This is a genomic window from Azonexus sp. IMCC34842 (assembly GCF_050368855.1).
In the GTDB taxonomy this organism is placed as follows: domain Bacteria; phylum Pseudomonadota; class Gammaproteobacteria; order Burkholderiales; family Rhodocyclaceae; genus Azonexus; species Azonexus denitrificans_A.
This window is the reverse complement of sequence record NZ_CP178449.1, coordinates 3093049-3115263: the sequence shown is the minus strand read 5'-3', so window position 1 is coordinate 3115263 and position 22215 is coordinate 3093049. Positions and strand designations below refer to the sequence as shown.

Below are 22215 nucleotides of genomic sequence, written 5' to 3'. Positions count from 1 at the left end.
ACCTGGCTGCGAGTTTTTCCAACCAACGAGACCTCAGCCATGGCTACAGCCCTGATCCTTTTTGCCCACGGTGCCCGTGACCCGGAATGGGCCAGCCCGATGCGCCGCGTGCAGGCTGCAGTTCGCCAGCGGGTTGCCGGGATCCCGGTCGAACTGGCCTTTCTCGAATTCATGGCGCCGACGCTGCCCGACTGCGCCGCCGCGCTGGTCGCCGGCGGGGCGGATAAAGTGGTCGTCATGCCGATGTTCATCGCCCGCGGCGGACATTTGAAGAACGAAGTGCCGGCGATGCTGGCGACCCTGCGCTTGACCTACCCGGCCGTCGAATTCGTGCTCGGCGGGGCGATCGGCGAGAACGAGATCGTCGTTCAGGCGATGGCCGATGCGGCCCTCGTCTCGGCTGGTATGGAGCTTGCCTGAGTTCCTCCATGCTGACCGTTCTTGTCATTGACGAATCCCGTTCGCGGGCCGGAGAAATCTGCGCCGGGCTGGCGCTCGCCGGTTATCAGGTGGCGGCCATTCTGGCCGGCTCGGAGAACCTGACGGCCGAGGTCGAAAAACTTCAGCCGGATGTGATCCTGATCGATACCGACAGCCCGAGCCGCGATACGCTGGAACATCTGGCGACCATGCACAAGAACATGCCGCGGCCGGTCGTCATCTTTACCCAGGAAGACGGCCAGGAAGCCATCCGCGATGCGGTCAAGGCCGGCGTCTCGGCGTACATTGTCGATGGCCTCGACCCGAAGCGCATCAAGCCCATCGTCGAGGTGGCGCGCGCCCGTTTCGAGGATACGCAGGCCCTGCGCCGCGAGCTGGAAGAGACTTCGAAGAAGCTGAGCGACCGGAAACTGGTCGATCAGGCCAAGGGCGTGCTGATGAAGGCGCGCGGGCTGGACGAAGATGCGGCCTATCACGCCATGCGCAAGCTGGCGATGGAACGCGGCCAGACGATGGCCAAAGTGGCGCGCGATGTCATCGACATGGCCCGGGTGCTGCTCTAAACCTCCCTGTTATTGTGCGGTCGCTACGTCTGCTGCACTGCAACAGTGCATCGCCGGCGCGCCGTCAGCGCTGTGGCCGGTAAAGAAAATCCCAGTAAAACCATAGGCTTCGCCAGGCTTAGTTCGTTTGAACTAGCCCTGGCACGACCATTGCGATAGCTATTCCAAAACGCACGGTCAAAGGCGGCCGGGCGAGAGTCGAGCGCTTGCCGACTCAAGGGACAAGGGCGTCCATCCGAGCTGCCAACCGGCAGCCAGGATGTGACGCCCATTTTGTTTTTGGATTCTCGCAATCAAGGAGCAAATTATGGAAGACAGCAAACCGGCACTCGCAGGCCCGGCGGAAGCCGCGCCATCCTTCACTCGTCGTGATTTTGTTTCAGCCGCTTTGGGAGCCTCTCTGATGGCCATGGTACCCCCCGGCGTTCGCAGCGGTGCCTGGGCCGCTGGTTCGGACGCCCCCGAAAAGAAGGAAGTCCGTATCGGCTTCATCCCGCTGACCGATTGCGCCTCCGTGGTCATGGCGGCGGTCAACAAGTTCGATGAAAAGTACGGCATCAAGATCATCCCGACCAAGGAAGCCTCCTGGGCCTCGGTCCGCGACAAGCTGGTCAATGGCGAGCTGGACTGCGCCCACGTGCTGTACGGCCTGATCTACGGCGTGCAACTGGGCATCGGCGGGCCGAAGAAGGACATGGCCAACCTGATGACGTTGAACAACAACGGCCAGGCCATCACGCTCTCCAACCAGATGAAGGACAAGGGGGCGATCGACGGCCCCAGCCTGGCCAAGCTGGTCGCCAGGAAAGAGAAGGAATACACCTTCGCCCAGACCTTCCCGACCGGCACCCACGCCATGTGGCTGTACTACTGGCTGGCGGCGCAGGGCATCAACCCGCTCAAGGACGTCAAGACGATCACCGTGCCGCCGCCGCAAATGGTCGCCAACATGCGGGTCGGCAACATGGACGGCTTCTGCGTCGGCGAGCCGTGGAACAACCGCGCGATCATGGACAACATCGGCTTCACCGCGACGACGACCCAGGACATCTGGACCGACCATCCGGAAAAGGTGCTCGGCACCACCGCCGAATGGGTGCAGAAGAACCCGAACACCGCCCGCGCCGTGGTCGCCGCGATCCTCGATGCGAGCAAGTGGATCGATGCCTCGCTGCCCAACAAGCAGAAGACGGCCGAAGTCATCGCCCAAAAGGCCTACGTCAATACCGACACCGAAGTCATCGTCGCCCGCATGCTCGGCCGCTACCAGAACGGTCTCGGCAAGAGCTGGGACGACAAGAACCACATGAAGTTCTTCAACGACGGGGCGGTGAATTTCCCCTACCTGAGCGACGGCATGTGGTTCCTCACCCAGCACAAGCGCTGGGGCTTGTTGAAGAGCCATCCGGATTACCTGGCGATCGCCAAACAGGTCAATCGCATCGACATCTACAAGCAGGGCGCCGCCGCCGCCGGCGTCAGCCTGCCGAAGAGCGAGATGCGCAGCCACAAGCTGATCGACGGCGTGGTCTGGGACGGCAAGGACCCGGCCAAGTACGCCGACGGTTTCAAGGTCAAGGCTTAAGCGCGTAACTAATGCCGCTGTCTTCCGGCTGGACCGGGAGGCAGCGGCTCAGGAGAGAAACCATGAGCGCACTGACGATAGACGGTGATTTTTGCCCGGAAAAGCTGGTCGTGGCCGTTGCCGCCGAACCGGCCAAGGAAAAGACAATGGAAAAAACTGCAACGCAGCCCATCGCCGATGCCGGCACGCCGTTCGCCGACCGGCTGCGCGCCCTTGGCGGTGCCGTGCTGCCGCCTCTGCTCGGCCTGCTGATCCTGCTCGGGGTCTGGTATGTCGCCACCCTCAAGGGCGGCAGCATTCCCGGCCCAGGCAAAACCTGGGACGCGGCCGTCGTGCTGTTCGCCGACCCGTTCTACCAGAACGGACCGAACGACCAGGGCATCGGCTGGAACGTGCTGTCCTCGTTGCAACGCGTCGGCATCGGCTTCGGCTTCGCCGCGCTGGTCGGCATCCCGCTCGGCTTCATCCTCGGCCGCTCGGCTTTCCTGGCGGCGATGATCAATCCGATCATCAGCCTGTTGCGCCCGGTCTCGCCGCTCGCCTGGCTGCCAATCGGCCTGCTCGTCTTCAAGCGGGCCGACCCGGCGGCGACCTATACGATCTTCATCTGCTCGATCTGGCCGATGATCATGAATACCGCCCAGGGCGTCCAGCGCGTGCCGCAGGACTACCTGAACGTCGCCCGGGTGCTGGCGCTGTCGGAATGGAAGATCGTCACCAAGATCCTCTTCCCGGCCGTGCTGCCCTACATGCTGACCGGCATCCGGCTGTCGATCGGCACCGCCTGGCTGGTCATCGTCGCCGCCGAAATGCTCACCGGCGGCGTCGGCATCGGCTTCTGGGTGTGGGACGAGTGGAACAACCTGAAGGTCGAGCACATCATCATCGCCATCTTCGTCATCGGCATTGTCGGCCTGATCCTCGAGCAAAGCCTGATCCTGCTCGCCAGGAAGCTGACCAAAGAATCTGATTGATCCGGGAGAACGTCATGGAAAAATTCGTACAGATCGAATCCGTCGGTCAAACCTTCGATACCAAGAAGGGCAAGTTTGTCGCGCTGCGCAATATCGACCTCGGCATCGACAAGGGAGAGTTCATCGCGCTGATCGGCCACTCCGGTTGTGGCAAATCGACCCTGCTCAACCTGATCGCCGGCCTCACCAAACCAACCAGCGGCGTGCTGCTCTGCGACGGGCGGGAGATCGCCGGGCCGGGCCCGGAGCGCGCCGTGGTCTTCCAGAACCACAGCCTGCTGCCTTGGCTGACCTGCTTCGAGAACGTCTACCTGGCCGTTGAGCGCGTTTTCGGGGCCAAGGAAGGCAAGGCCAAGCTGAAGGCGCGGACCGCTGCGGCGATCAACCTGGTCGGTCTCGATCACGCCAGCAGCAAGTATCCGCATGAAGTCTCCGGCGGCATGAAGCAGCGCGTCGGCATTGCCCGGGCGCTGTCGATGGAACCCAAGGTGCTGTTGCTCGACGAGCCGTTCGGCGCGCTCGATGCGCTGACCCGCGCCCGCCTGCAGGACGAGCTGATGAAAATCTGCGAGATGACCAAGGCGACCACCGTCATGGTCACCCACGATGTCGACGAGGCGGTGCTGCTCGCCGACCGTATCGTGATGATGACCAACGGGCCGGCCGCGACCATCGGCGAAATTCTCGAGGTCAAGCTGGGCCGGCCGCGCCAGCGCCTGGTGCTGGCCCACGATCCGGCCTACATCGATTGTCGCGCCAGGGTGCTCGAGTTCCTCTACGAGAAACAGGCGCACGTCGAGAAAGTCGCCGCCTGAACGGATGTAGTCTCTATCGTCGCCGCTCTCAAAGCGACATTTGCCCGCCGCTGCAAAGCGGCGGGCATTTTTTCTCTTGATCCAGGTCATTGCCTTTTTTTCTGCTGCGGGGCTAAGGTTTGTCCTTTCCTTCAAGTTGGATTTCGATGTTCGCCAAACCGGCCAAACTGTCGCACAAGATTGTCGGCACGCTGATCGTCTTCCTGCTCATCGCCACCGTGGCATGCGGCCTGACCCTGGTCATTTCCTGGCAACTGGAAGGTGTTGCGGCGGCGATCAACGATGCCGGCAGCCAGCGCATGCGCACCTATCGGATGACCCATCTGATGGTGCGCGGCGTGAAAGAGCCAAGCCCGGCGCTGACCACCGCCCTGGGCGCCGAGGTCGAGCGGTTCAACAAGGTGCTGAGCGATCTGCAAGGGGGGGACGCGGCGCGCCCCTTGTCGTCGCCGCGCAATGCGGAAGTTCAGCAACGACTGCTTGAGGTCGAGCAGGAATGGACGCGCACCCTGCGCCCGCTGGTCGAACAATACCTGGCCGGCAATCCGGACCGGCGGGCTGCCGCGCTCGATCGCCTGGAAAGCGAGCTGGAACCGTTCGTCAGCCGGATCAACGAACTGGTGCTGGCGATGGAGCGCAGCTACACCCAGGAGACCAACCTGTTGCGGACCGTCCAGGGCTTGCTGGTGGTGCTGGCGATGATCGGCACTTTCGTGCTGATCCGTTTCCTGTTCGCCCTGGTCATCCGCCCGGTCGGTGTCCTGCATGACGGCATGCGCCAAATGACTGGCGACGACCTGACGGTGCGCCTGCCGGTGACCAGCGACGATGAACTCGGCGGTCTGGCGCGTGGCTTCAATCAGATGGCCGGCCACCTGCAGTCGGTCTACAGCACGCTGGAGCAGCGGGTGGCGGCGGAAACCCGCAACCTGGCGCAGCGCAACCACGAACTCGGCATCCTCTACGAAGTGACCTCGCTGCTCAGCGAACCGCTGCTTCTCGAAGCGCTCTGCCAGGGCTTTCTCGACCGTATCAAGTCGGCGCTCGGGGCGGATGCGGGCGCTGTGCGACTGTACATGCCAGAGTCGCAGAAACTCTACCTAGTGACCCATGAGGGGCTGTCCGAGGCCTTTCTCGAGCGCGAACGCGAGCTGAACTGCGGCGAGTGCCTGTGCGGCGAAGTGATCCAGAGCGGCATGCCGGCGGTGTTCGATACGGTGAACCCGCCCAGGGGCATGAAGCTGGGCAGTTGCATCCGCGAAGGATTCGCCACGGCGACGGCTTTCAATATCATCCATGGCAAGCAGCGCCTCGGGGTGTACAACCTCTACTTCCTGCAGACCCACCCGGTTTCGGCGCAGGAAAGGCATTTGCTCGAAACGCTCGGTCAGCATCTCGGCGTCGCCATCGAGAATCAGCGTCTGAAATCGCGGGAAATGGAGCTGGCCATTTCCGAAGAGCGCAATCTGCTGGCCCAGGAGTTGCACGATTCGATTGCCCAGGGCCTGGCCTTCCTCAATATCCAGGTTCAGCTGCTGCAGGATTCGCTGCGCAAGGGCAAGGCCGATGAGGCGATGCAGACCGCCGGGCAGTTGCGCGAAGGAGTGCAGGAAAGTTACGACGACGTGCGCGAACTGCTGGTCCATTTCCGGACGCGCGTGCACCAAACCGATCTCGAGACGGCAATCGGCGCGGCCCTGGCCAAATTTGAAGGGCAGACCGGCATCTCGACCGATTTTCAGCAGATCGGCAGCGGCCTGCCGCTGATGTCGACGGATGAGGTCCAGATCATGCACATCATCCAGGAGTCGCTGTCCAATATCCGCAAGCATGCCGGGGCGACCCATGTCCAGGTGACGCTGCGGCGGACGCCCTGGGCTCTCGAAATCGAGGTGCGGGACGACGGCAGCGGCTTCGACACGGAGCATGATCCGAATGTCCTGTCCGATCGTCACGTCGGCCTGCAGATCATGAGCGAGCGGGCCGATCGGGTCGGCGGCGAATGTCGGATAACATCGACCATTGGCGAGGGTACGTGCGTTACGCTGAACCTGCCCAAAAAAATCAAAGAGGCTGTCTGAAATGAGCGAAAAAATCCGTGTCCTGTTGGTCGACGATCACACCCTGTTCCGCAGCGGTATCAAGTCCCTGCTCCAGCGCAACGACGATTTCGACGTTGTCGGCGAGGCCGGCGACGGGCTGGAAGGCATCAAGCGCGCCCGTTCGCTGAAGCCCGATGTCGTGTTGCTCGATCTGCACATGGCCGGCATTTCCGGCCTGGAAGCGGTCAAGGTGATCGCCGAGGAGATGCCCGATGTCCATGTGCTGATGCTGACCGTTTCCGAGGATGCGCGCGATCTGATGGACGCGCTGCGGGCCGGGGCGAGCGGCTATCTGCTGAAAAATATCGAAACCGATACGCTGATCGACGCCATCCGGCGGGCGGCGCAAGGGGATTCGGTGGTATCGCAGCAGATGACCGCCAAGCTGATCCAGGGCGTCCGGGCCTCGCCCAAGGGGGAGCCGGCGATGCTCGAACGCGACCGTTTTTCGCCGCGAGAACGCGACATCATGGCCAGTCTGGCGCAGGGCGAAAGCAACAAGGAAATCGCCCGCAAGCTCGACCTGGCCGAAAGCACGGTCAAGATCCACGTCCAGAACATCTTCAAGAAGCTGAACATGAGCAGCCGCGTGCAGGTCGCGCTGTACGCCGTCGAACACGGTTTTGGCCAGAACCGGAGTGCCTCGCCCAGCGCCTGACGGCGCTTGCCGGGCTTTTTCGTTGGCCAAAAGAAAGGCTCCGGCCGCAAGGGCGGGAGCCTTATGCCGGCTGATGGCCGGCGAGTTCCTCGAGGGCGAGGAATAAACTCAGTGATTCGGGATCGGGTGGGAGCGTTGCAGGTGTTCGTAAGTCTTCGCCAACTCCTGCGCATGCTCGTAATGGCCGGCATCAAGCGCCTGCTGCATGTTGTCGATAATCATCGAATGCAGCCGACAGACGCCATCCGGCGTACAAAGCAGAAACTCGCCCATCTCCGCCGCTACTGTCATCGGTATGTGTTCATGTTCCGCGACAGCTTCTATTTCACCGCGGTCGAGATCGCAGTAATCCATAACATCCTGAAATGAAAGCATAGTCTCCTCTTGGCTTTTGGCAGTTGATAAATGAAGGTCGACAACCCCTGCTAGTTATCGTTGTTCTTGCCGCCTTGTCGTTGTTATCGGTGGAGGACAATTCTATTGTTAGCCCAGCAAGGCCGGAAATCAAGGGGAAACGTCGGCGCGAAAAATCGTTCCGATGGCCGAGCAAACCCTGCAACCCCGCGCTGGCGGGAACCGGCACCCGAAATAATTCCGCCCGGGTTTTTTAGATCGACAGGCGGCTATCCGGGAAAGAGGCGCCCAGTTGCAGGCGGCTGATCGTCGGCAACAAGTCGAGGCCGGACTCCTGCTTCAGTTTCACCGCGCGCTCGCGCAGTTCGTCGAGCGAGACATCGACCGGCTCGCCGCCGGTGGCGAAGACGATGGTGTTGCCGCTGTCGCAGGAGGGGAAGACCGTCAGCCGGCCATCGAAAGCCGTCCTGATTCGTTCGGCGCTGGCCTGGAAACTCTTGTTGCGGCCCAGCAGATTGGCGCAGAACAGCCCGCGCTCGCTCAGCCTGGCCCGGCAGGCCTGATAGAAAGGCAGGGTGTCGAGCGCGCCGGCCCGCGCTTCCGGGTCGAAACCGTCGGCCAGGATGTAGTCGAACTGACGCTCGCCGCTCAGCATGTAGTCGGCACCGCAACCGATGACGACATCGATGCGGCGTGGATCGTCCGGCAGCTTGAAATACTGGCGGGCGATGAATTCGACCTGCGGATTGATCTCGACGACGGTGATCCGGCAATTCGGCAGATTGCGGTAAATGAACTTGGCCAGCGACCCCGCGCCGAGGCCGATCAGCAGCGCATGGCGCGGCCACTGGCCGGTTTGCCGGAGCAGCAGCCCGGCCATCATTTCGCGGGTATAGGCCAGTTCCAGCGACCATGGACGGGCGATGCGCATGGCGCCCTGGATCCAGTCCGAGCCGAAATGCAGGTTGCGCACGCCAGCCTCTTCGCTGATGTCGACGGAGTGGCGGGGAGTCGTGGCGCTTTTTTTCATGGTTCGGCGGGGCGGTGAGGTGGGGCGGTATTGTAGCCGCCAAGGCTTTCTGACTTAGGTCGTGCTGAAACTTGCTCGATCGATTCCCGGCAAGTGGTCGTCATGCATCACCAGGCGTCCTCGCCCGGCATTTTTCGCTTGATACAAGGCTTGGTCGGAACGTTGCCGCAAATTCTCGAGGCTGCGATCGGCTGGCGTCAGGCAGGCCAGTCCCGTGCTGAAGCTGAAGGAAAAGCCGAGTTTCTCTGTTGCCTGGCTATCGAGCAGGCTACGCAAGCGCCGTTCGAAGCCTTGTGCGGCATCTAGGCCGGCCATCGGGAGCACGACACAAAATTCCTCGCCGCCAATCCGGGCAATGATGTCGCCGGTCCGTTGTTGCTCGTGCAGCAGTTGCCCGAATAGACGCAAGGCGGCGTCTCCCGCCTCATGCCCGTAGTGGTCGTTGATTTGCTTGAAATGATCGATATCCATCGAGAGCAGGGAGAGCGGCTGTTGATGGCGTAAAGCCAGCGAGAAAGCATGCGTTCCCCGCTCATCCCAGCCGCGACGATTCAGCAAGGTGGTCAGCGGATCGACTGCTATCAGTTCGCGTAGCTGCAGTTCCGCCTCCTCGCGCCAAGCGACCAGGACCGAGACGTTGCTCAAGATCATCGCCGCGTTGGCCACCAGCAACGACATGATATTGATCGGGTGCGGCGTGGCAAAACTCGGATAGAGGTCGGTATGGAAGGCGCCGAGAAAGCCTCGGGCCAACGTCAAGGCGGCCATCGCCGAGAAACAGATGCAGAGCGCAAAGCGCCACGAGCCATGGCGTTTCGACGCTGGATGCAGCGTTGCCTGGGCGAGGATGAGGAGCTGCAAGGCAATCAGCAGATTGGCCCAGCCAACTCGCCAAGCGTAGTTGTCGAATGCAATGGCGTAGCCGATCGGCATCGTTACGGCGAGGGTGGCTAACGTCCGCCGGAGCTTGCGTGGTCCCAGCCATTCGCTCAGGGCGCGGTAAAGAAGCCAGTGACTGGCGCTGTAGCAGCCCATCGAGAGGGTGGACAAAACGAGATTCGCCCACTGGCTGGTCGTTTGTTCGGAAAGGATGACGGCAATCCAGGCGCCGGCATGCACGATCAATGAAAGGCGTGCCGCTTTGGCGGCTGGACTGAGCCTCCCGCCCATGATCAGCGGCAGCAGTATCGCCAATGCCAGGAGATTGGTGACGCTTACGATAAAGAGAGTCTGGGGGTCGAGAGACATGCTGGATGAGGTGAGGACTTCTGATGGCACGTCCGAGGAAGCCCGCTTGGTGACGGGGCCGGCGAAGCGTTTTGTCGTCTCGGTGAAAGCTCGGGCTGAAAAGGCTCGCGATTCGAACGGCTTCTTGGTGCCCCCAGGTGGAATCGAACCACCAATTCGCCCTTAGGAGGGGCGTGTTATATCCATTTAACTATGGAGGCGAGCCGCATTTTTCCGGCAGGGGCGCATTGTACCGGTGCGGGAGGCCCTTGTGAAAGATTGGCGCGCGATGAAAACGGCAATGGCCAAAGTCACGATCGGCTGCCGAATCGACCGCCTCTGGCGGCGGCCTTGCCGAGACAACTTTCGCGCTTTGCCTCGCGAGCGGCTAGAATCCCTTTATTCCCAACGCGGCGCCTTGCGAGGCGCCGCACTCATTTAGCGCCCATGCCCTATCTAAAACTCTCCTCTGCCTGTCTTGCCTACGGCCACGTGCCGCTTCTCGATCACACCGATTTTCTGCTCGATCCGGGTGAGCGTGTCGCGCTGATCGGCCGTAACGGGACCGGTAAATCCTCCTTGCTCGCCGCCTTGGCTGGCGGCTCGGGGCGCGGCAAACTCGATGACGGCGAGGTCTGGGTGCAGCCCGGCATCCGCGTCGGCTATGTGCCGCAGGAGCCGCCGTTCGAGGCGGAGATGACGGTTTTCGAGGCGGTGACTTCCGGCATGGGCGAAGCGTCCAAACTGCTCGCCGCCTATCATGAAGTGACGCACCAGATGGCCGAGCCTGACGTCGACCACGAGGCGCTGCTGGCCCGCATGGAAACCCTGCAGCACGAGATGGAGGCCTGCGGTGCGTGGGCTTACGAGGCGCAGGCCGAGCGCGTCATTGAACGCTTCAGTCTCGATCCGGATGCCTTGGTCGGCAGTCTCTCCGGCGGCCAGAAGAAACGCCTGGCACTGGCCCAGGCGCTGGCCGTGGCGCCGGAGGTCCTGCTCCTCGACGAGCCGACCAATCACCTCGATATCGCGGCCATCGAGTGGCTGGAGAACATGTTGATCGAGACGAATGTCACCTTGTTCTTCATCACCCACGACCGCTCCTTCCTCGACCATGTTTGTACGCGCATCGTCGAACTGGATCGCGGCAAGCTGGTCAGTTTCCCCGGCAGTTTCCAGGAATATCAGCAGCGCAAGGAAGCCTTGCTGCATGAAGAGGGGCTGGCTAATGCCCGCGCCGACAAATTGCTCAAGGAAGAGGAAGTCTGGATCCGCAAGGGAGTCGAGGCGCGGCGCACGCGCGCCGTCTTCCGCGTCCAGCGGCTCGATCAGTTGCGGGCCGAGCGCCAGGCGCGGCGCGAGCGGATGGGCAAGGTCAATCTGCAGCTCGATTCCGGCGACAAGAGCGGCAAGCTGGTCGCCGAACTGGAACATGTGACCAAACGCTACGGCGGCCGGACCATCGTCGGCGATTTCTCGACGCGCATCCAGCGGGGCGACAAGATCGGCGTGATCGGCCCGAACGGCGCCGGCAAGACGACGCTGCTACGGATGATCCTTGGCGAACTGCAGCCGGATGAAGGGATCGTCCGCCTCGGCACCAAGATCGATGTGGCCTACTTCGACCAGTTCCGTACCCAGTTGAATCCTGACTCGACGCTGATCGACATCATCTCGCCGGGCTCCGACTTCGTCGAAATCGGTGGTGCCAGGAAACACGTCATCGGCTATCTGGAAGATTTCCTCTTTGCCCCGGAGCGTGCCCGTTCGCCGGTCAGTTCCTTGTCCGGCGGCGAGCGCAACCGGCTGCTGCTGGCCCGCCTGTTCGCCAAGCCGGCCAATGTGCTGGTGCTCGACGAGCCGACCAACGATCTCGATATCGAAACCCTGGAACTACTCGAAGAACTACTGGCCAACTATGCCGGAACGCTGTTCCTGGTCAGCCACGACCGGACCTTCCTCGACAACGTGGTGACGCAGACCATTGCCGCCGAGGGCGATGGCCGCTGGTCGGAATATGCCGGCGGTTACAGCGACTGGGCGGCCTACAAGGCAAGCGTTGCCAAGGATGCGGCCCGCCAGAAACAGGAAGCCAAACCGGTCGGCAAGCCGGTCGGCAAGCCGGTCGAGGCGGCCAAGGCCAAGGTCAGCAAGCTGCCCTGGAAGGAGCAGCGCGAACTGGAAACCTTGCCCGGGAAAATCGCCGGGCTGGAGGCTGAGCAGCTCGAACTCGGCAAATTGCTGGCGGATGCCACGCTCTACCAGAGCGATCCGTCCACGGCGCAACAGGCGGTCGCCCGCCTGGCGGCCATCGACGACGAATTGCTGGAATGTCTCGAACGTTGGGAAGTGCTTGAGGCGCGGGCCGCCAGCCTGTCCTGAGGCGGCTACCCGCGCCGGCCGGTTTGCCGTGGGGCGGGGTTAGTCTTCCGCCTCGCGGGCCGGCATCGGCTCCAGGCCGATACGCTGACGCACCGCTTCCGGCGTGATGTTCAACAGTTGACCGATGTCGGTGAAATCGTCGGGCAGGGCCGGGTCATCCCAGCCGTGCGATGAGTGCCGGGCGAGACGGACGGCGAGCGCGACATTCTTGACACGCGGTTGTTCGGCATTGGAATCGTCGATCAGGCGGAGCAGCAATTCCGGCAGATGCCAGACCTGGCACAGCGCCAGCTGGATATCCTGAAACGTGTTGTTGATGATGTGCTTCTGGGCATCGGTACTGCGCATGGTCGGCTTGGCGATCTGCTGGGCGCGAATGTCCAGGCCGAGTTTGGGCGCGAAGCACCAGACGAGAATTTCGGTCAGATCGTGGAGTAGCGCGGCGATACGCACTTCTTCCATATTCACGTCGTGACGCCAGATCGCCCAGTCCTGGGCGTAGTCCGCCGCCCGCTGGGCGCGCCGGATGACCTGCAGAACCCCGAGCAGGGCGTGCGGGTCCACGCCCTTCAGCATCCCCTCGATGGTCGGCAATTCCTCGAAACGCCGGAAAAACGGCTCCATGCCGGCCATCATCACGGCGCTGGCAATGGTCGTGATGTCGTGCTGCAGGGCCCGGCCCCGCATCGGCTGGATATAGGCCAGGACGCGAACGGTCATGATCGGATCTTGCAGGATGACATGGGCCAGTTCGCGGGCATCGACACGCTCGAGGTCGGCGCGCATTTCGTCGAGGCGACGCTTGGTGACGCGCAGCACGGGCAGCGTATTGTTGCTGAAGAGCAATACCCAAGCGTCGATATCCGGAAGCGGGTGGTCGAGCATGTTCTTGTCGTCCTTCAATATAAGTGTGCCTGCAACGCCGCCGAGTGTAAGGGGGCGGGCTGCGCCGGGCAAGGGTGCCAGCATGCGATAATGGCCGCGAAATAAACATTTTGGTTAAAAAATGCGCTACGCAATTGTTCCGGTTACCCCTTTCGAGCAGAACTGCACCATTTTCTGGTGCGAAAAAACCCGCCAAGCTGCGGTAATCGACCCCGGTGGCGATATTGATCGCATCCTCGCAACCCTGGCCGGCGAAGGCCTGACGCTCGCCCTGATCCTCGTTACACACGGCCACATCGATCACGCCGGCGGCGTCGCGGCGTTGGCCGAACGCACCGGGGTGCCGATCGACGGGCCGCACCGCGATGACGCGTTCTGGATCGATGGCATGGCGCAGCAGAGCAAGATGTTCGGCTTTCCGGACGTCAAGAGCTTCGTGCCTACCCGCTGGCTGGAGCAGGGCGACCAGGTGCGTTTCGGCGAGGTCGAACTGGATGTCCTGCATTGCCCTGGCCATACCCCGGGCCATATCGTTTTTTATCACCCGCCCAGCCATCTTGCCCAGGTCGGCGATGTCCTGTTCCAGGGCTCAATCGGCCGTACCGATTTCCCCAAGGGGGATCACCAAACGCTGCTTCGCTCGATCAAGGAAAAGCTCTTCCCGCTGGGTGACGAGGTCGAGTTCATCCCCGGTCATGGTCCGATGTCGACCTTCGGCGAGGAGCGGAAACACAATCCCTTTTTGAGCGGTCGCTTCGGTTAGGCGGTCGGACGAATCTTCGCTGCCCAGCTCAAGGCTGCGAGTTGGGCCTTGACGAAGGTCTCGCCATCAATGCCCAGTTCGACGAGAGCCTCGGCCGCTTTCGTCAGGTCGCGCATGTCGGCGCTATCGAGGGCGCGCAACAGTTGGCCGAGCGGGCCGCCATACTCGGCCAGTGCCGTGCGGACGAGATCGGAAAGAGGCAGCTGTTGCAGGATTTCCCGCATCGACATGTTGAGCAGCACGTTGAGCAGCGAGAACGTGCCGATCATGAAGGCGGCATCTTCCAGGTTTTCGGCCACCGGGCGCGGCTTCAGGCTGATCGCCAGCAGTTCGAGCAGATGCCCGCGGGCGGCGGCTTTCTGGAGTAGCGGATTGGGGTGCAGGCCATTGTTCGGGTCGGCATAGACCAATAGCTGCAGCCAGCGCTGCAGTTGGCGTCGGCCGAGCAGATCGATCGCCTGGGCAAAACCGGTGATCGGGCTGCGCGGTGCGATGGCCGCCGAATTGACCAGGCGGAGCAGGCTGTAGGAGAGCTTCGACTCCTGGCGGAAAATTTCTTCCAGCGCTTCGGTGTCGGCGTCCTGGGCAATCAAGGCGAGCAGTTCCAGCAGGTGGACGCGCGTCATGTCGGCTTTGCCGCCAGCGCCTGCGCGTGACAGCAGGAACTCGCCGCTCGACAGCGAGCAGGCATGCTCGAGGACCCAGTTTCGGTCATTGTGATTGGGCACGTCCGTGGCGACCAGAATGGTGCGGCTGGACAATCCGTGCATGGCAAACCGTGGCAGGGTTCGAGCATGGCTGGTGCTGATCAGCAGGTATTCCCAACTGCCGGTGCCCGGCAATTTTCCGTCGGACGAGGCAATCAGGCCGAGTTTGCCGCGTGCTTGCCGCAGGCTGGCCTCGAGTTGCCCGAAGGCTTCGATATCCGCAGCTGCCGGTTGCGCCGGGAAAACGGTGACGGCGCGCGCGCCGAGCGGGCATTTGGCGCTGCCGCCGGGCAGGGCGGGGATGAACCAGGGATGGCGATGATCGAATTCGTTGAGCAGCGGCGAGGCGCACAGATCGGCGAGGATTTTCGGGTTGGCATCGCCCGCGGCGAATTCGACGCGATAGCCTGACCAGGAGTCGTCCGCGCCAAGCAGCGGGTGTATGAAGATAAGGTCAGCGGGCGACATGTCGGGCTTTCTTGGTTAATTGAGCGATGTTAGCAAACTCGCTCGGGGGCGTCTTGTGTCGGCCGCGATTTCTGGTCGCTAGTCGGTCTCGGGCGCGCCGCCCCAATATTCTCCGATGCCTTGTGCCGCAGCGATCCGCAGCCGCTAGAATCGAGAACAGGCGGGCATGCTGAGCTTTGGGGTAAAATGCGCGCCAACTTAAGCAACGAGCCGTCCATGAAAATTAGTTTTCTCGACTTTGAGCAGTCCATCGCCGACCTCGAAGCAAAGATCGAAGAATTGCGCTTTGTGCAGGATGATTCCGCTGTCGATATCTCCGAGGAGATCGAGCGACTGGAGAAAAAAAGCGCGCAGCTGACCAAGGATGTCTACGCCAAGTTGTCGCCGTGGCAGATTTCGCAGGTGGCCAGGCATCCGCAGCGGCCGTATTCGCTGGATTATCTGTCGCTGATCTTTACCGATTTTGAAGAACTCCATGGCGACCGCGCATTTGCCGACGACCACGCCATCGTCGGCGGTCTGGCCCGCTTCAATGGCCAGCCGGTGATGGTGATCGGCCACCAAAAGGGCCGCGATACCAAGGAAAAAATTTACCGCAACTTCGGCATGCCGCGTCCGGAAGGCTATCGCAAGGCCCTGCGCCTGATGAAGCTGGCCGAGAAATTCGGCATTCCGGTGATGACCTTCGTCGATACGCCGGGTGCTTATCCCGGCATTGATGCGGAAGAGCGCGGCCAGTCCGAAGCCATCGGTCGCAACCTGTACGTGATGGCCGAACTGAGGGTGCCGGTCATCGTCACCATCATCGGCGAGGGCGGTTCCGGCGGTGCGCTGGCCATCGCCGTCGGAGACGTCGTGCAGATGCTGCAATACTCGACCTATTCGGTCATTTCTCCGGAAGGCTGTGCCTCCATTCTCTGGAAAAGCTCGGCCAAGGCGCCCGAAGCGGCAGAAACCATGGGGATCACGGCGCATCGTCTGAAAACCCTGGGCTTGATCGACAAGATCGTCAGCGAGCCGCTGGGCGGCGCACATCGCGACCATGCGGCAATGGCCCATAACCTGAAGAAATCCTTGCAGGACGCCCTCAAGCACCTTTCCGGGCAGTCAACGACGGAACTGCTCGAAACGCGCTACGAGCGCCTGATGAGCTATGGTCGTTTCAAGGAACAGCCTGTCACCTGATCTGCCGGCGCGGGTCGGCGCGGTTCTCGCCGCCCGCCTGCAAGCAGACGAACGGCTGTGCGTCGGCCTCTCCGGTGGCTGCGACTCGGTCGTTCTGCTCCATCTTCTGAGCCGGCTCGGCTACGCCGGGCGCCTTGCGGCGATCCATGTTCATCACGGATTGTCGCCCAATGCCGATGCCTGGGCCGAATTCTGCACCCGCTATTGCCATGCCCTTGCGGTCCCGCTGACCATCAGCAAGGTCACGGTCGACCGTCGCGCCGGCCAGGGTCTCGAGGCGGCCGCCCGGCAGGCCCGCTATGCGGCGTTTGCCGAATGTCCGGCCGATTGCCTGCTGCTGGCCCAGCATCGCGGCGATCAGGCCGAAACGATTTTGTTCAATCTGCTGCGCGGCGCCGGGGTGACCGGGGCGGCAGCGATGCCCGTTGAGCGCCAGTTGGCCGGGCAGCGCTTGCTGCGTCCGCTGCTCGATATTTCCCGGACGGAAATTGAAGACTATGCGCGGGCCCATGACTTGGCTTGGGTAGACGATGAAAGCAATGCCGATACGGCGCTGACCCGGAATTTCATCCGCCATCAGGTGCTGGCCGCGTTGATTCGCCGGTTTCCTGCGGCCGAGGCCACCCTGGCGCAGGCTGCCGCAAACTTTTCCGAGGCCGCCGGACTGCTTGACGAGTTGGCCGGCATCGACTGGCAAGTGGCGGCTGATGGCGAGGCGGCGCGTCTGTCGGTGCTGCGAACGCTCTCACCGGCGCGCCTGAAAAATGTGTTGCGTTATCGATTGCGTCAGCTCGGTTGGCGGGTGCCGGTAGCGACCCGGCTTGACGAATTCGCGCACCAGGTGCGCACGGCCGGCCCCGATCGCCACCCGGAATTGCTTTTGCCGGAAGGTACGATGCGTTGCGGCCGTGGTCGTTTGCAGTGGTTGCCGCAAAAATAACAATCTCTTACAGAGCCTGTCTTTCCGCTCTGAATAGCCTTCAGTTACAATCAAGAGATTATCTTTCCTAAAAACAGGCCATGATTACCGGATCCATTGTCGCCATCGTTACGCCCATGCACGAGGATGGCAGCCTCGATTTGAACGCCCTGCGCAAGTTGGTCGATTTCCATGTGCAGGAAGGAACCGACGCCATCGTTATCGTCGGCACGACGGGCGAATCGCCGACCGTCAATGTCGAAGAACACTGCGAGTTGATCCGCGTCACGGTCGACCACGCCGCCGGCCGCATTCCGGTCATCGCCGGCACCGGGGCAAACTCGACGTCGGAAGCGATCGAGCTCACCGAATTCGCCAAAAAGGCCGGTGCCGACATGGCGCTCTCGGTTGTGCCCTATTACAACAAGCCGACCCAGGAAGGCCTCTATCGCCACTTCAAGGCGATCGCCGAAGCGGTCGAGTTGCCGGTTCTGCTCTACAACGTACCGGGCCGTACCGTTGCCGACATGGCCAATGACACCATCCTGCGTCTGGCCGCAGTGCCGGGCATCGTCGGCGTCAAGGATGCGACCGGCAACCTCGACCGTGCCTGCGACCTGATCGCCCGTGCGCCGAAGGGATTCGCGCTGTACAGCGGCGATGACATGACGTGTATCGCATCGATCCTGCTTGGTTTCCACGGCAATATCTCGGTGACTGCCAACGTTGCGCCGCGCCTGATGCATGAGATGTGCGTTGCCGCTGCGGCCGGCAACGTTGCCAAGGCACGCGAGATTCACTTCAAGCTGCTCGGCCTGCATCGTGACCTCTTCTGCGAGGCGAATCCGATTCCGGTCAAGTGGGCTGTCCAGCAACTGGGTCTGATGTCGGGTGGCATTCGCCTTCCGCTGACCACCCTGTCCGAAGCAAACCAGGCGCGCGTACTGGCCGCCATGCGGCAGGCCGGCGTGATCGCCTGACGGAGAATGAAACACATGAATCGTCGGCTTTCCAGTTTTACTCTCTCGCTGCTCGTCATTGCCATGGCGGGGTGCAGCATCATTCCCGATTCCCGAAAAATCGAATACAAGTCATCCGGCAAGGCGCCGACACTGGAAGTGCCGCCAGACCTTTCGCAAGTGTCTCGCGATGACCGCTTCCTAGTTCCCGATGCGGCCGGCAAGGGCAGTGCAACCTTTTCTGCCTACAGCGCCGATCGCACGCCGGCCGCTCTGGCGCAGAACTCGGTTGTTCTGCCGAAGGTAGACAAGGTTCGTGTCGAACGCTCCGGCAATCAGCGCTGGCTGGTTGTCGCGCAGCCCGCCGACAAGTTGTGGGATAACGTCAAGGATTTTTGGCAGGAAACCGGCTTCATCGTCAGCCTTGAGCGTCCCGACGCCGGCGTGATGGAAACCGATTGGGCGGAAAACCGCGCCAAGATTCCCGATGACATCATTCGCAACACCATCGGCAAGCTGCTCGATTCGCTTTACTCGACGGGCGAGCGCGACAAGTTCCGCACCCGTTTCGAACCCGGTAGCGAGCCAGGCACGACCGATGTTTTCATCAGTCATCGCGGCATGGAAGAGGTGTATACCTCGACATCCAAGGAAGATACCCGCTGGCAGCCGCGGCCGCCCGATCCCGAGCTTGAGGCTGAAATGCTGCGCCGCCTGATGGTGCGTCTGGGTTCGGATGAAAAACGCGCCGAAGTCTCCGTTGCTGCCGCCAAGGCCGAGCCCCGGGCCAAGCTGGCCAAGTCGGACGATGGTGCCGGTACGCTGGAAGTCTACGAGCGCTTCGACCGCGCCTGGCGCCGTGTCGGTTTGGCACTGGATCGTGTCGGTTTCACCGTTGAGGATCGCGACCGCTCGCGTGGCCTGTATTTCGTCCGCTATGTCGACCCGGAAGCCGATAACAAGAAGAAGGATGCTGGCTGGATGTCCAAGCTCACCTTCTGGAAGAGCCCGGAGTTGCCGACTAGCTCGAAGGTCCAATATCGCATTCATGTCGGCGATAGCGGCCCGCAGAGTGTTGTGCAGGTGCTTTCCAGCGAAGGCGGCACCGACAAATCCGAAACGGCAAAGAAAATCCTCAGTCTGCTCCTTCAGCAGTTGCAGTGATCCGTTTCGCCTCGCTCGGCAGTGGCAGCGCCGGCAATGCGTTGCTGGTCGAGAGCGGGGCGACCTGTCTGATGCTCGATTGTGGCTTCGGGCTGCGGGAAACCGTGGCCCGGCTACACCGACTCGAGCGTCAGCCGGCCGATCTGGCCGGAATTCTCGTAACGCATGAACATGGCGATCACCTTGGCGGCGTATTTCGGCTGGCTCGAAAATATGCGCTGCCGGTCTGGATGACGCACGGTACCTGGGTGGCCTCGCGGGAGGTCGAAGCCGGACTTGATTTACGCCTGATCGACAGCCATCGATCCCTGACCATCGGCGAACTTGAAGTGCAGCCGTTTCCCGTCCCGCATGATGCGCGTGAACCAGTGCAGTACGTATTTTCCAATGCGCTGCGCCGCCTCGGTGTGCTGACAGACATTGGCGAAGTCACGCCACATGTCCGCGACGTCCTGTCTGGTTGCGACGGGTTGGTGCTGGAATGCAACCACGATGCCGGAATGCTCGCCCGGTCCTCCTATCCCGCCTCGCTGAAGCGGCGCATTGCCGGGCGTTACGGACATCTTGAAAACTCGGTTGCGGCAGGATTGCTCCGGCAAATTGACTGTTCGCGTTTGCAGCATATCGTCGCAGCCCACCTCAGCGAACGTAATAATCAGCCCGGACTGGCTGCCGGCGCCATCGCGCAGGCCTTGGGATGCACGGAGAGCTGGGTAGGTGTGGCCATGCCCGATAGTGGTTTTGCCTGGCGCGAGGTGCAGTGACCCGAACGAAATGCCGGGGCAATAAAAAACGGGGCCGAAGCCCCGTTTTCATTGAAGCAAGAAGGATTACTTCTTTTCTTCAGCAGGCTTGGCAGCATCAGCAGCCGGAGCGGCTTCAGCAGGCTTGGCAGCATCAGCAGCCGGAGCGGCGGCCGGAGCGGGTTCAGCAGCCGGAGCGGCCGGAGCAACAGCGGCCGGAGCCGGGGCCGGGGCGGCCGGAGCCGGGGCTTCGGTCTTGCCACAAGCAGTCAGAGCAACAGCCAGCAGAGCAGCAACGAGTACAGACTTATTCATTGGAATTTCCTTATCGACAAGAGCCAGTAATAGCTAAATATTTTCTGAGATCAGGTACGACCTAATCAGTCCGTGATTATAGCAATAATTTTATTTATTAGAACCGCATTGGTGCACCGCGGCATTTTCTCGGTTGTTAAAGTCCAAGGGCAGTATTTCTCACTGGCTCGCCACCTTCCGACCATATTTCACCAAAACGCAGCAGATAAGGCCTCAATTCCTCGGCTTCATCGATCAACAGCTTGCTCCGCGGTTGGTCCTGCTCGAAGCGGATCAGCGCATGCTTGCCATCGACGAGCAGCATGCTGTCCCGCAGATGGGCCAGTTGGGGAGGGGTTTGTTGGGCCGCCGCGAGATGGCTGTACGTCGTCAATAATCCGACCAGCAGGGGATTTGCACGGGATAATGGAACGGCGTTGCGCACGGCAATCTGCAGCGTCTCGTTGCGGCCGCCGTGCAGAAGGCGCTTCAGCGCATTCTGGCGATTCTCGGAGTCGAGTCTGAGCTGGGCCAGATCCTCATCGTAAATGCAGATTTTCTGGCAGGCCATAACCAGCAGGCGGTCTATTGCCGCCTGATAGTCGCTCCAGGAAGTAATCAGTTCGCGAGACATGGCTATTAGTGTAACCGATTGATAGAATTCGCGCTTTTTGCGGAGTTGTGCGTGCCGATCGGGACTATCGAATCGCTGGACCACGAAGCCAGGGGCATTACCCGACTGGAAGGCAAGACTATTTTTGTCGATGCAGCCTTGCCGGGGGAGGTGGTTGAGTACGCCAGTTTCCGGAGAAAACCTAGCTACGAGCTGGCGCATCTGGTCGCCGTTCTGAAACCTTCTACCGCGCGCGTCGAGCCGCGTTGTCCGCATTACGGCATCTGTGGCGGATGCGCCATGCAGCACATGGACCCGTCGGCGCAGGTCGCCGCCAAGCAGCGGGTGCTTGAAGACAGCCTGTGGCACATCGGTCGCGTTCGTCCCGAAACGATGCTGCCGCCGATCCACGGGGCGCCCTGGGGCTATCGCCATCGGGCCCGGCTGGCCGTGCGCCAGGTCAGCAAAAAGGGTGGGGTGCTGATCGGCTTCCACGAGTGGCGCAGCAGTTATATCGCCGACATGCGTAGTTGCCTGATTTTGCCGCCGCACGTTTCCGCCTTGCTGATGCCGCTGCGTGAGTTGTTCGCTGCGCTATCCATCGCCGAGCGTCTGCCGCAGGTTGAAGTGTCGGTCGGCGAACACTGTACGGTGCTGCTCCTGCGTATTCTCGAGCCGTTGAAAGCCAGGGACGAGCAGTTGCTCCGCGATTTTGCCGAGCGCCACGATGTCGTTTTCTATCTGCAGCCGAAAGGCCCGGATTCGGTTTACCGATTCCATCCCTTGCCCGGTCCGCGCCTGTCGTACACCTTGCCCGAGTTCGATCTGGAATTGGACTTTAAACCGACCGATTTCACCCAAGTGAATCATGCCGTCAATCGTGTTCTCGTCCGTCGCACATTGCGTTTGCTCGACCCCTTGCCGGGCGAGCGAATTGCCGACATGTTCTGTGGTCTGGGAAATTTCACCTTGCCGATCGCCCGCTCCGGGGCGACAGTAGTCGGGGTCGAAGGCAGCGAAGGGCTGGTCCAGCGCGGGCGCGAGAATGCGACGGCCAATGGTCTGGCTGATCGGGTCGAGTTCGGGGTGGCCAACCTGTTTGAATGTAGCGAAGCATCGTTGGCCGCCTTGGGGCATTTCGACAAAATGCTGATCGATCCGCCGCGCGAAGGGGCGCTCGAGCTGGTCAAGGTCATCGGGCAGCAGGATGGGCCGCGGCGCATCGTTTATGTTTCGTGCAATCCGGCGACCCTGGCGCGGGATGCAGCGGTACTGGTTGGTAACAAGGGCTACCGGTTTGTTGCGGCGGGGGCGGTCAACATGTTTCCGCATACTGCGCACGTCGAATCGATCGCCGTGTTCGAGCGTCCCTGAAGCGGTGGCA

General features: G+C 61.7%; 21 protein-coding genes, 1 tRNA gene and 1 pseudogene. 15 read left to right on the top strand and 8 right to left on the bottom strand.

Annotated elements, in window-relative coordinates; all coding sequences use genetic code 11:
• Nucleotides 1-39: 39 nt before the first annotated feature.
• From ACLIKD_RS14715 to ACLIKD_RS14685, 7 genes and pseudogenes are all read left to right on the top strand, one after another.
• Nucleotides 40-420 (top strand): sirohydrochlorin chelatase, encoded by a 381-nt coding sequence (locus ACLIKD_RS14715; protein WP_428825655.1) that lies wholly within the window; start codon nt 40-42, stop codon nt 418-420.
• An 8-nt stretch (nt 421-428) separates the two neighbouring features.
• Nucleotides 429-1004, top strand: coding sequence for an ANTAR domain-containing response regulator (locus ACLIKD_RS14710; protein WP_226416991.1), 576 nt, complete (start codon nt 429-431; stop codon nt 1002-1004).
• Between the two features lie 403 nt (nt 1005-1407).
• Nucleotides 1408-2589, top strand: a complete 1182-nt coding sequence (locus ACLIKD_RS14705) for a CmpA/NrtA family ABC transporter substrate-binding protein (protein WP_428825654.1) — start codon at nt 1408-1410, stop codon at nt 2587-2589.
• 62 nt (nt 2590-2651) lie between these two features.
• Nucleotides 2652-3563: a nitrate ABC transporter permease gene (gene ntrB / locus ACLIKD_RS14700; protein ID WP_428825653.1), complete on the top strand. Its 912-nt coding sequence runs from the start codon at nt 2652-2654 to the stop codon at nt 3561-3563.
• A 116-nt stretch (nt 3564-3679) separates the two neighbouring features.
• Nucleotides 3680-4378 (top strand): annotated as a pseudogene (locus tag ACLIKD_RS14695) (ABC transporter ATP-binding protein); the annotation flags it as partial.
• Between the two features lie 146 nt (nt 4379-4524).
• Nucleotides 4525-6459 carry a type IV pili methyl-accepting chemotaxis transducer N-terminal domain-containing protein gene (locus ACLIKD_RS14690; RefSeq protein ID WP_428825652.1) on the top strand — a complete coding sequence of 645 codons (1935 nt, stop codon included), beginning with the start codon at nt 4525-4527 and terminating at the stop codon, nt 6457-6459.
• A gap of 1 nt (nt 6460) precedes the next feature.
• Nucleotides 6461-7138 (top strand): response regulator, encoded by a 678-nt coding sequence (locus tag ACLIKD_RS14685; protein WP_226416986.1) that lies wholly within the window; start codon nt 6461-6463, stop codon nt 7136-7138.
• A 108-nt stretch (nt 7139-7246) separates the two neighbouring features.
• On the opposite strand, the gene ACLIKD_RS14680 is transcribed toward ACLIKD_RS14685, so the two are convergent.
• From ACLIKD_RS14680 to ACLIKD_RS14665, 4 genes are all read right to left on the bottom strand, one after another.
• Nucleotides 7247-7513 (bottom strand): hypothetical protein, encoded by a 267-nt coding sequence (locus ACLIKD_RS14680; RefSeq protein WP_226416985.1) that lies wholly within the window; start codon nt 7511-7513, stop codon nt 7247-7249.
• A 232-nt stretch (nt 7514-7745) separates the two neighbouring features.
• Complete coding sequence (locus ACLIKD_RS14675) at nt 7746-8522, bottom strand: fused MFS/spermidine synthase (RefSeq protein ID WP_428825651.1); 777 nt, start codon at nt 8520-8522, stop codon at nt 7746-7748.
• A 54-nt stretch (nt 8523-8576) separates the two neighbouring features.
• Nucleotides 8577-9770, bottom strand: a complete 1194-nt coding sequence (locus ACLIKD_RS14670; protein ID WP_428825650.1) for a GGDEF domain-containing protein — start codon at nt 9768-9770, stop codon at nt 8577-8579.
• Between the two features lie 125 nt (nt 9771-9895).
• Nucleotides 9896-9970, bottom strand: a tRNA-Arg gene (locus ACLIKD_RS14665).
• A gap of 226 nt (nt 9971-10196) precedes the next feature.
• Between ACLIKD_RS14665 and ACLIKD_RS14660 the strand changes: the two genes are divergently transcribed.
• Nucleotides 10197-12131: an ATP-binding cassette domain-containing protein gene (locus tag ACLIKD_RS14660; RefSeq protein WP_428825649.1), complete on the top strand. Its 1935-nt coding sequence runs from the start codon at nt 10197-10199 to the stop codon at nt 12129-12131.
• Nucleotides 12132-12170: 39 nt separating this feature from the next.
• On the opposite strand, the gene ACLIKD_RS14655 is transcribed toward ACLIKD_RS14660, so the two are convergent.
• Nucleotides 12171-13100: an HDOD domain-containing protein gene (locus ACLIKD_RS14655; RefSeq protein ID WP_428825648.1), complete on the bottom strand. Its 930-nt coding sequence runs from the start codon at nt 13098-13100 to the stop codon at nt 12171-12173.
• Between the two features lie 37 nt (nt 13101-13137).
• On the opposite strand from ACLIKD_RS14655, the gene ACLIKD_RS14650 reads away from it, so the two are divergent.
• Nucleotides 13138-13779 carry an MBL fold metallo-hydrolase gene (locus ACLIKD_RS14650; protein WP_428825647.1) on the top strand — a complete coding sequence of 214 codons (642 nt, stop codon included), beginning with the start codon at nt 13138-13140 and terminating at the stop codon, nt 13777-13779.
• On the opposite strand, the gene ACLIKD_RS14645 is transcribed toward ACLIKD_RS14650, so the two are convergent.
• Nucleotides 13776-14954 (bottom strand): EAL and HDOD domain-containing protein, encoded by a 1179-nt coding sequence (locus ACLIKD_RS14645; RefSeq protein ID WP_428825646.1) that lies wholly within the window; start codon nt 14952-14954, stop codon nt 13776-13778. The genes ACLIKD_RS14650 and ACLIKD_RS14645 overlap by 4 nt on opposite strands.
• Nucleotides 14955-15170: 216 nt before the next feature.
• On the opposite strand from ACLIKD_RS14645, the gene ACLIKD_RS14640 reads away from it, so the two are divergent.
• The 5 genes from ACLIKD_RS14640 to ACLIKD_RS14620 all read left to right on the top strand — a co-directional run bounded on the left by ACLIKD_RS14640 (nt 15171) and on the right by ACLIKD_RS14620 (nt 19945).
• Nucleotides 15171-16139, top strand: a complete 969-nt coding sequence (locus tag ACLIKD_RS14640) for an acetyl-CoA carboxylase carboxyltransferase subunit alpha (RefSeq protein ID WP_428825645.1) — start codon at nt 15171-15173, stop codon at nt 16137-16139.
• Nucleotides 16108-17079 carry a tRNA lysidine(34) synthetase TilS gene (gene tilS, locus ACLIKD_RS14635; protein ID WP_428825644.1) on the top strand — a complete coding sequence of 324 codons (972 nt, stop codon included), beginning with the start codon at nt 16108-16110 and terminating at the stop codon, nt 17077-17079. Before ACLIKD_RS14640 ends, tilS begins: the two co-directional genes overlap by 32 nt.
• 80 nt (nt 17080-17159) lie before the next feature.
• Complete coding sequence (gene dapA / locus ACLIKD_RS14630; protein ID WP_226416976.1) at nt 17160-18038, top strand: 4-hydroxy-tetrahydrodipicolinate synthase; 879 nt, start codon at nt 17160-17162, stop codon at nt 18036-18038.
• 15 nt (nt 18039-18053) lie between these two features.
• Nucleotides 18054-19181, top strand: coding sequence for an outer membrane protein assembly factor BamC (gene bamC, locus ACLIKD_RS14625; protein ID WP_428825643.1), 1128 nt, complete (start codon nt 18054-18056; stop codon nt 19179-19181).
• On the top strand, nt 19178-19945 hold the full coding sequence (locus ACLIKD_RS14620; RefSeq protein ID WP_428825642.1) for an MBL fold metallo-hydrolase: 768 nt from the start codon (nt 19178-19180) through the stop codon (nt 19943-19945). Before bamC ends, ACLIKD_RS14620 begins: the two co-directional genes overlap by 4 nt.
• Nucleotides 19946-20011: 66 nt before the next feature.
• On the opposite strand, the gene ACLIKD_RS14615 is transcribed toward ACLIKD_RS14620, so the two are convergent.
• On the bottom strand, nt 20012-20239 hold the full coding sequence (locus ACLIKD_RS14615; RefSeq protein WP_428825641.1) for a hypothetical protein: 228 nt from the start codon (nt 20237-20239) through the stop codon (nt 20012-20014).
• A 136-nt stretch (nt 20240-20375) separates the two neighbouring features.
• The gene (locus ACLIKD_RS14610; RefSeq protein ID WP_428825640.1) at nt 20376-20852 is read right to left on the bottom strand and encodes a hypothetical protein; all 477 of its coding nucleotides are present in this window, start codon (nt 20850-20852) and stop codon (nt 20376-20378) included.
• 51 nt (nt 20853-20903) lie between these two features.
• Between ACLIKD_RS14610 and rlmD the strand changes: the two genes are divergently transcribed.
• Entirely contained in the window at nt 20904-22205 is a 1302-nt protein-coding gene (rlmD, locus tag ACLIKD_RS14605; protein WP_428825639.1) for a 23S rRNA (uracil(1939)-C(5))-methyltransferase RlmD, read from the top strand.
• Nucleotides 22206-22215: the final 10 nt, after the last annotated feature.

Bases quoted from the DNA above. Each gene is read 5' to 3' on its own strand.
- ACLIKD_RS14705 (WP_428825654.1), top strand. From the start codon at position 1,408: ATGGCCATGGTACCCCCCGGCGTTCGCAGCGGTGCCTGGGCCGCTGGT.
- ACLIKD_RS14715 (WP_428825655.1), top strand. From the start codon at position 40: ATGGCTACAGCCCTGATCCTTTTTGCCCACGGTGCCCGTGACCCGGAA.
- ACLIKD_RS14640 (WP_428825645.1), top strand. From the start codon at position 15,171: ATGAAAATTAGTTTTCTCGACTTTGAGCAGTCCATCGCCGACCTCGAA.
- ACLIKD_RS14690 (WP_428825652.1), top strand. From the start codon at position 4,525: ATGTTCGCCAAACCGGCCAAACTGTCGCACAAGATTGTCGGCACGCTG.
- ACLIKD_RS14610 (WP_428825640.1), bottom strand. From the start codon at position 20,852: ATGTCTCGCGAACTGATTACTTCCTGGAGCGACTATCAGGCGGCAATA.
- bamC (WP_428825643.1), top strand. From the start codon at position 18,054: ATGAATCGTCGGCTTTCCAGTTTTACTCTCTCGCTGCTCGTCATTGCC.
- ACLIKD_RS14660 (WP_428825649.1), top strand. From the start codon at position 10,197: ATGCCCTATCTAAAACTCTCCTCTGCCTGTCTTGCCTACGGCCACGTG.
- ACLIKD_RS14645 (WP_428825646.1), bottom strand. From the start codon at position 14,954: ATGTCGCCCGCTGACCTTATCTTCATACACCCGCTGCTTGGCGCGGAC.
- tilS (WP_428825644.1), top strand. From the start codon at position 16,108: ATGGTCGTTTCAAGGAACAGCCTGTCACCTGATCTGCCGGCGCGGGTC.
- ACLIKD_RS14670 (WP_428825650.1), bottom strand. From the start codon at position 9,770: ATGTCTCTCGACCCCCAGACTCTCTTTATCGTAAGCGTCACCAATCTC.
- ACLIKD_RS14650 (WP_428825647.1), top strand. From the start codon at position 13,138: ATGCGCTACGCAATTGTTCCGGTTACCCCTTTCGAGCAGAACTGCACC.
- dapA (WP_226416976.1), top strand. From the start codon at position 17,160: ATGATTACCGGATCCATTGTCGCCATCGTTACGCCCATGCACGAGGAT.
- ACLIKD_RS14710 (WP_226416991.1), top strand. From the start codon at position 429: ATGCTGACCGTTCTTGTCATTGACGAATCCCGTTCGCGGGCCGGAGAA.
- ACLIKD_RS14615 (WP_428825641.1), bottom strand. From the start codon at position 20,239: ATGAATAAGTCTGTACTCGTTGCTGCTCTGCTGGCTGTTGCTCTGACT.
- ACLIKD_RS14675 (WP_428825651.1), bottom strand. From the start codon at position 8,522: ATGAAAAAAAGCGCCACGACTCCCCGCCACTCCGTCGACATCAGCGAA.
- ACLIKD_RS14655 (WP_428825648.1), bottom strand. From the start codon at position 13,100: ATGCTGGCACCCTTGCCCGGCGCAGCCCGCCCCCTTACACTCGGCGGC.
- ntrB (WP_428825653.1), top strand. From the start codon at position 2,652: ATGAGCGCACTGACGATAGACGGTGATTTTTGCCCGGAAAAGCTGGTC.
- ACLIKD_RS14680 (WP_226416985.1), bottom strand. From the start codon at position 7,513: ATGCTTTCATTTCAGGATGTTATGGATTACTGCGATCTCGACCGCGGT.
- ACLIKD_RS14685 (WP_226416986.1), top strand. From the start codon at position 6,461: ATGAGCGAAAAAATCCGTGTCCTGTTGGTCGACGATCACACCCTGTTC.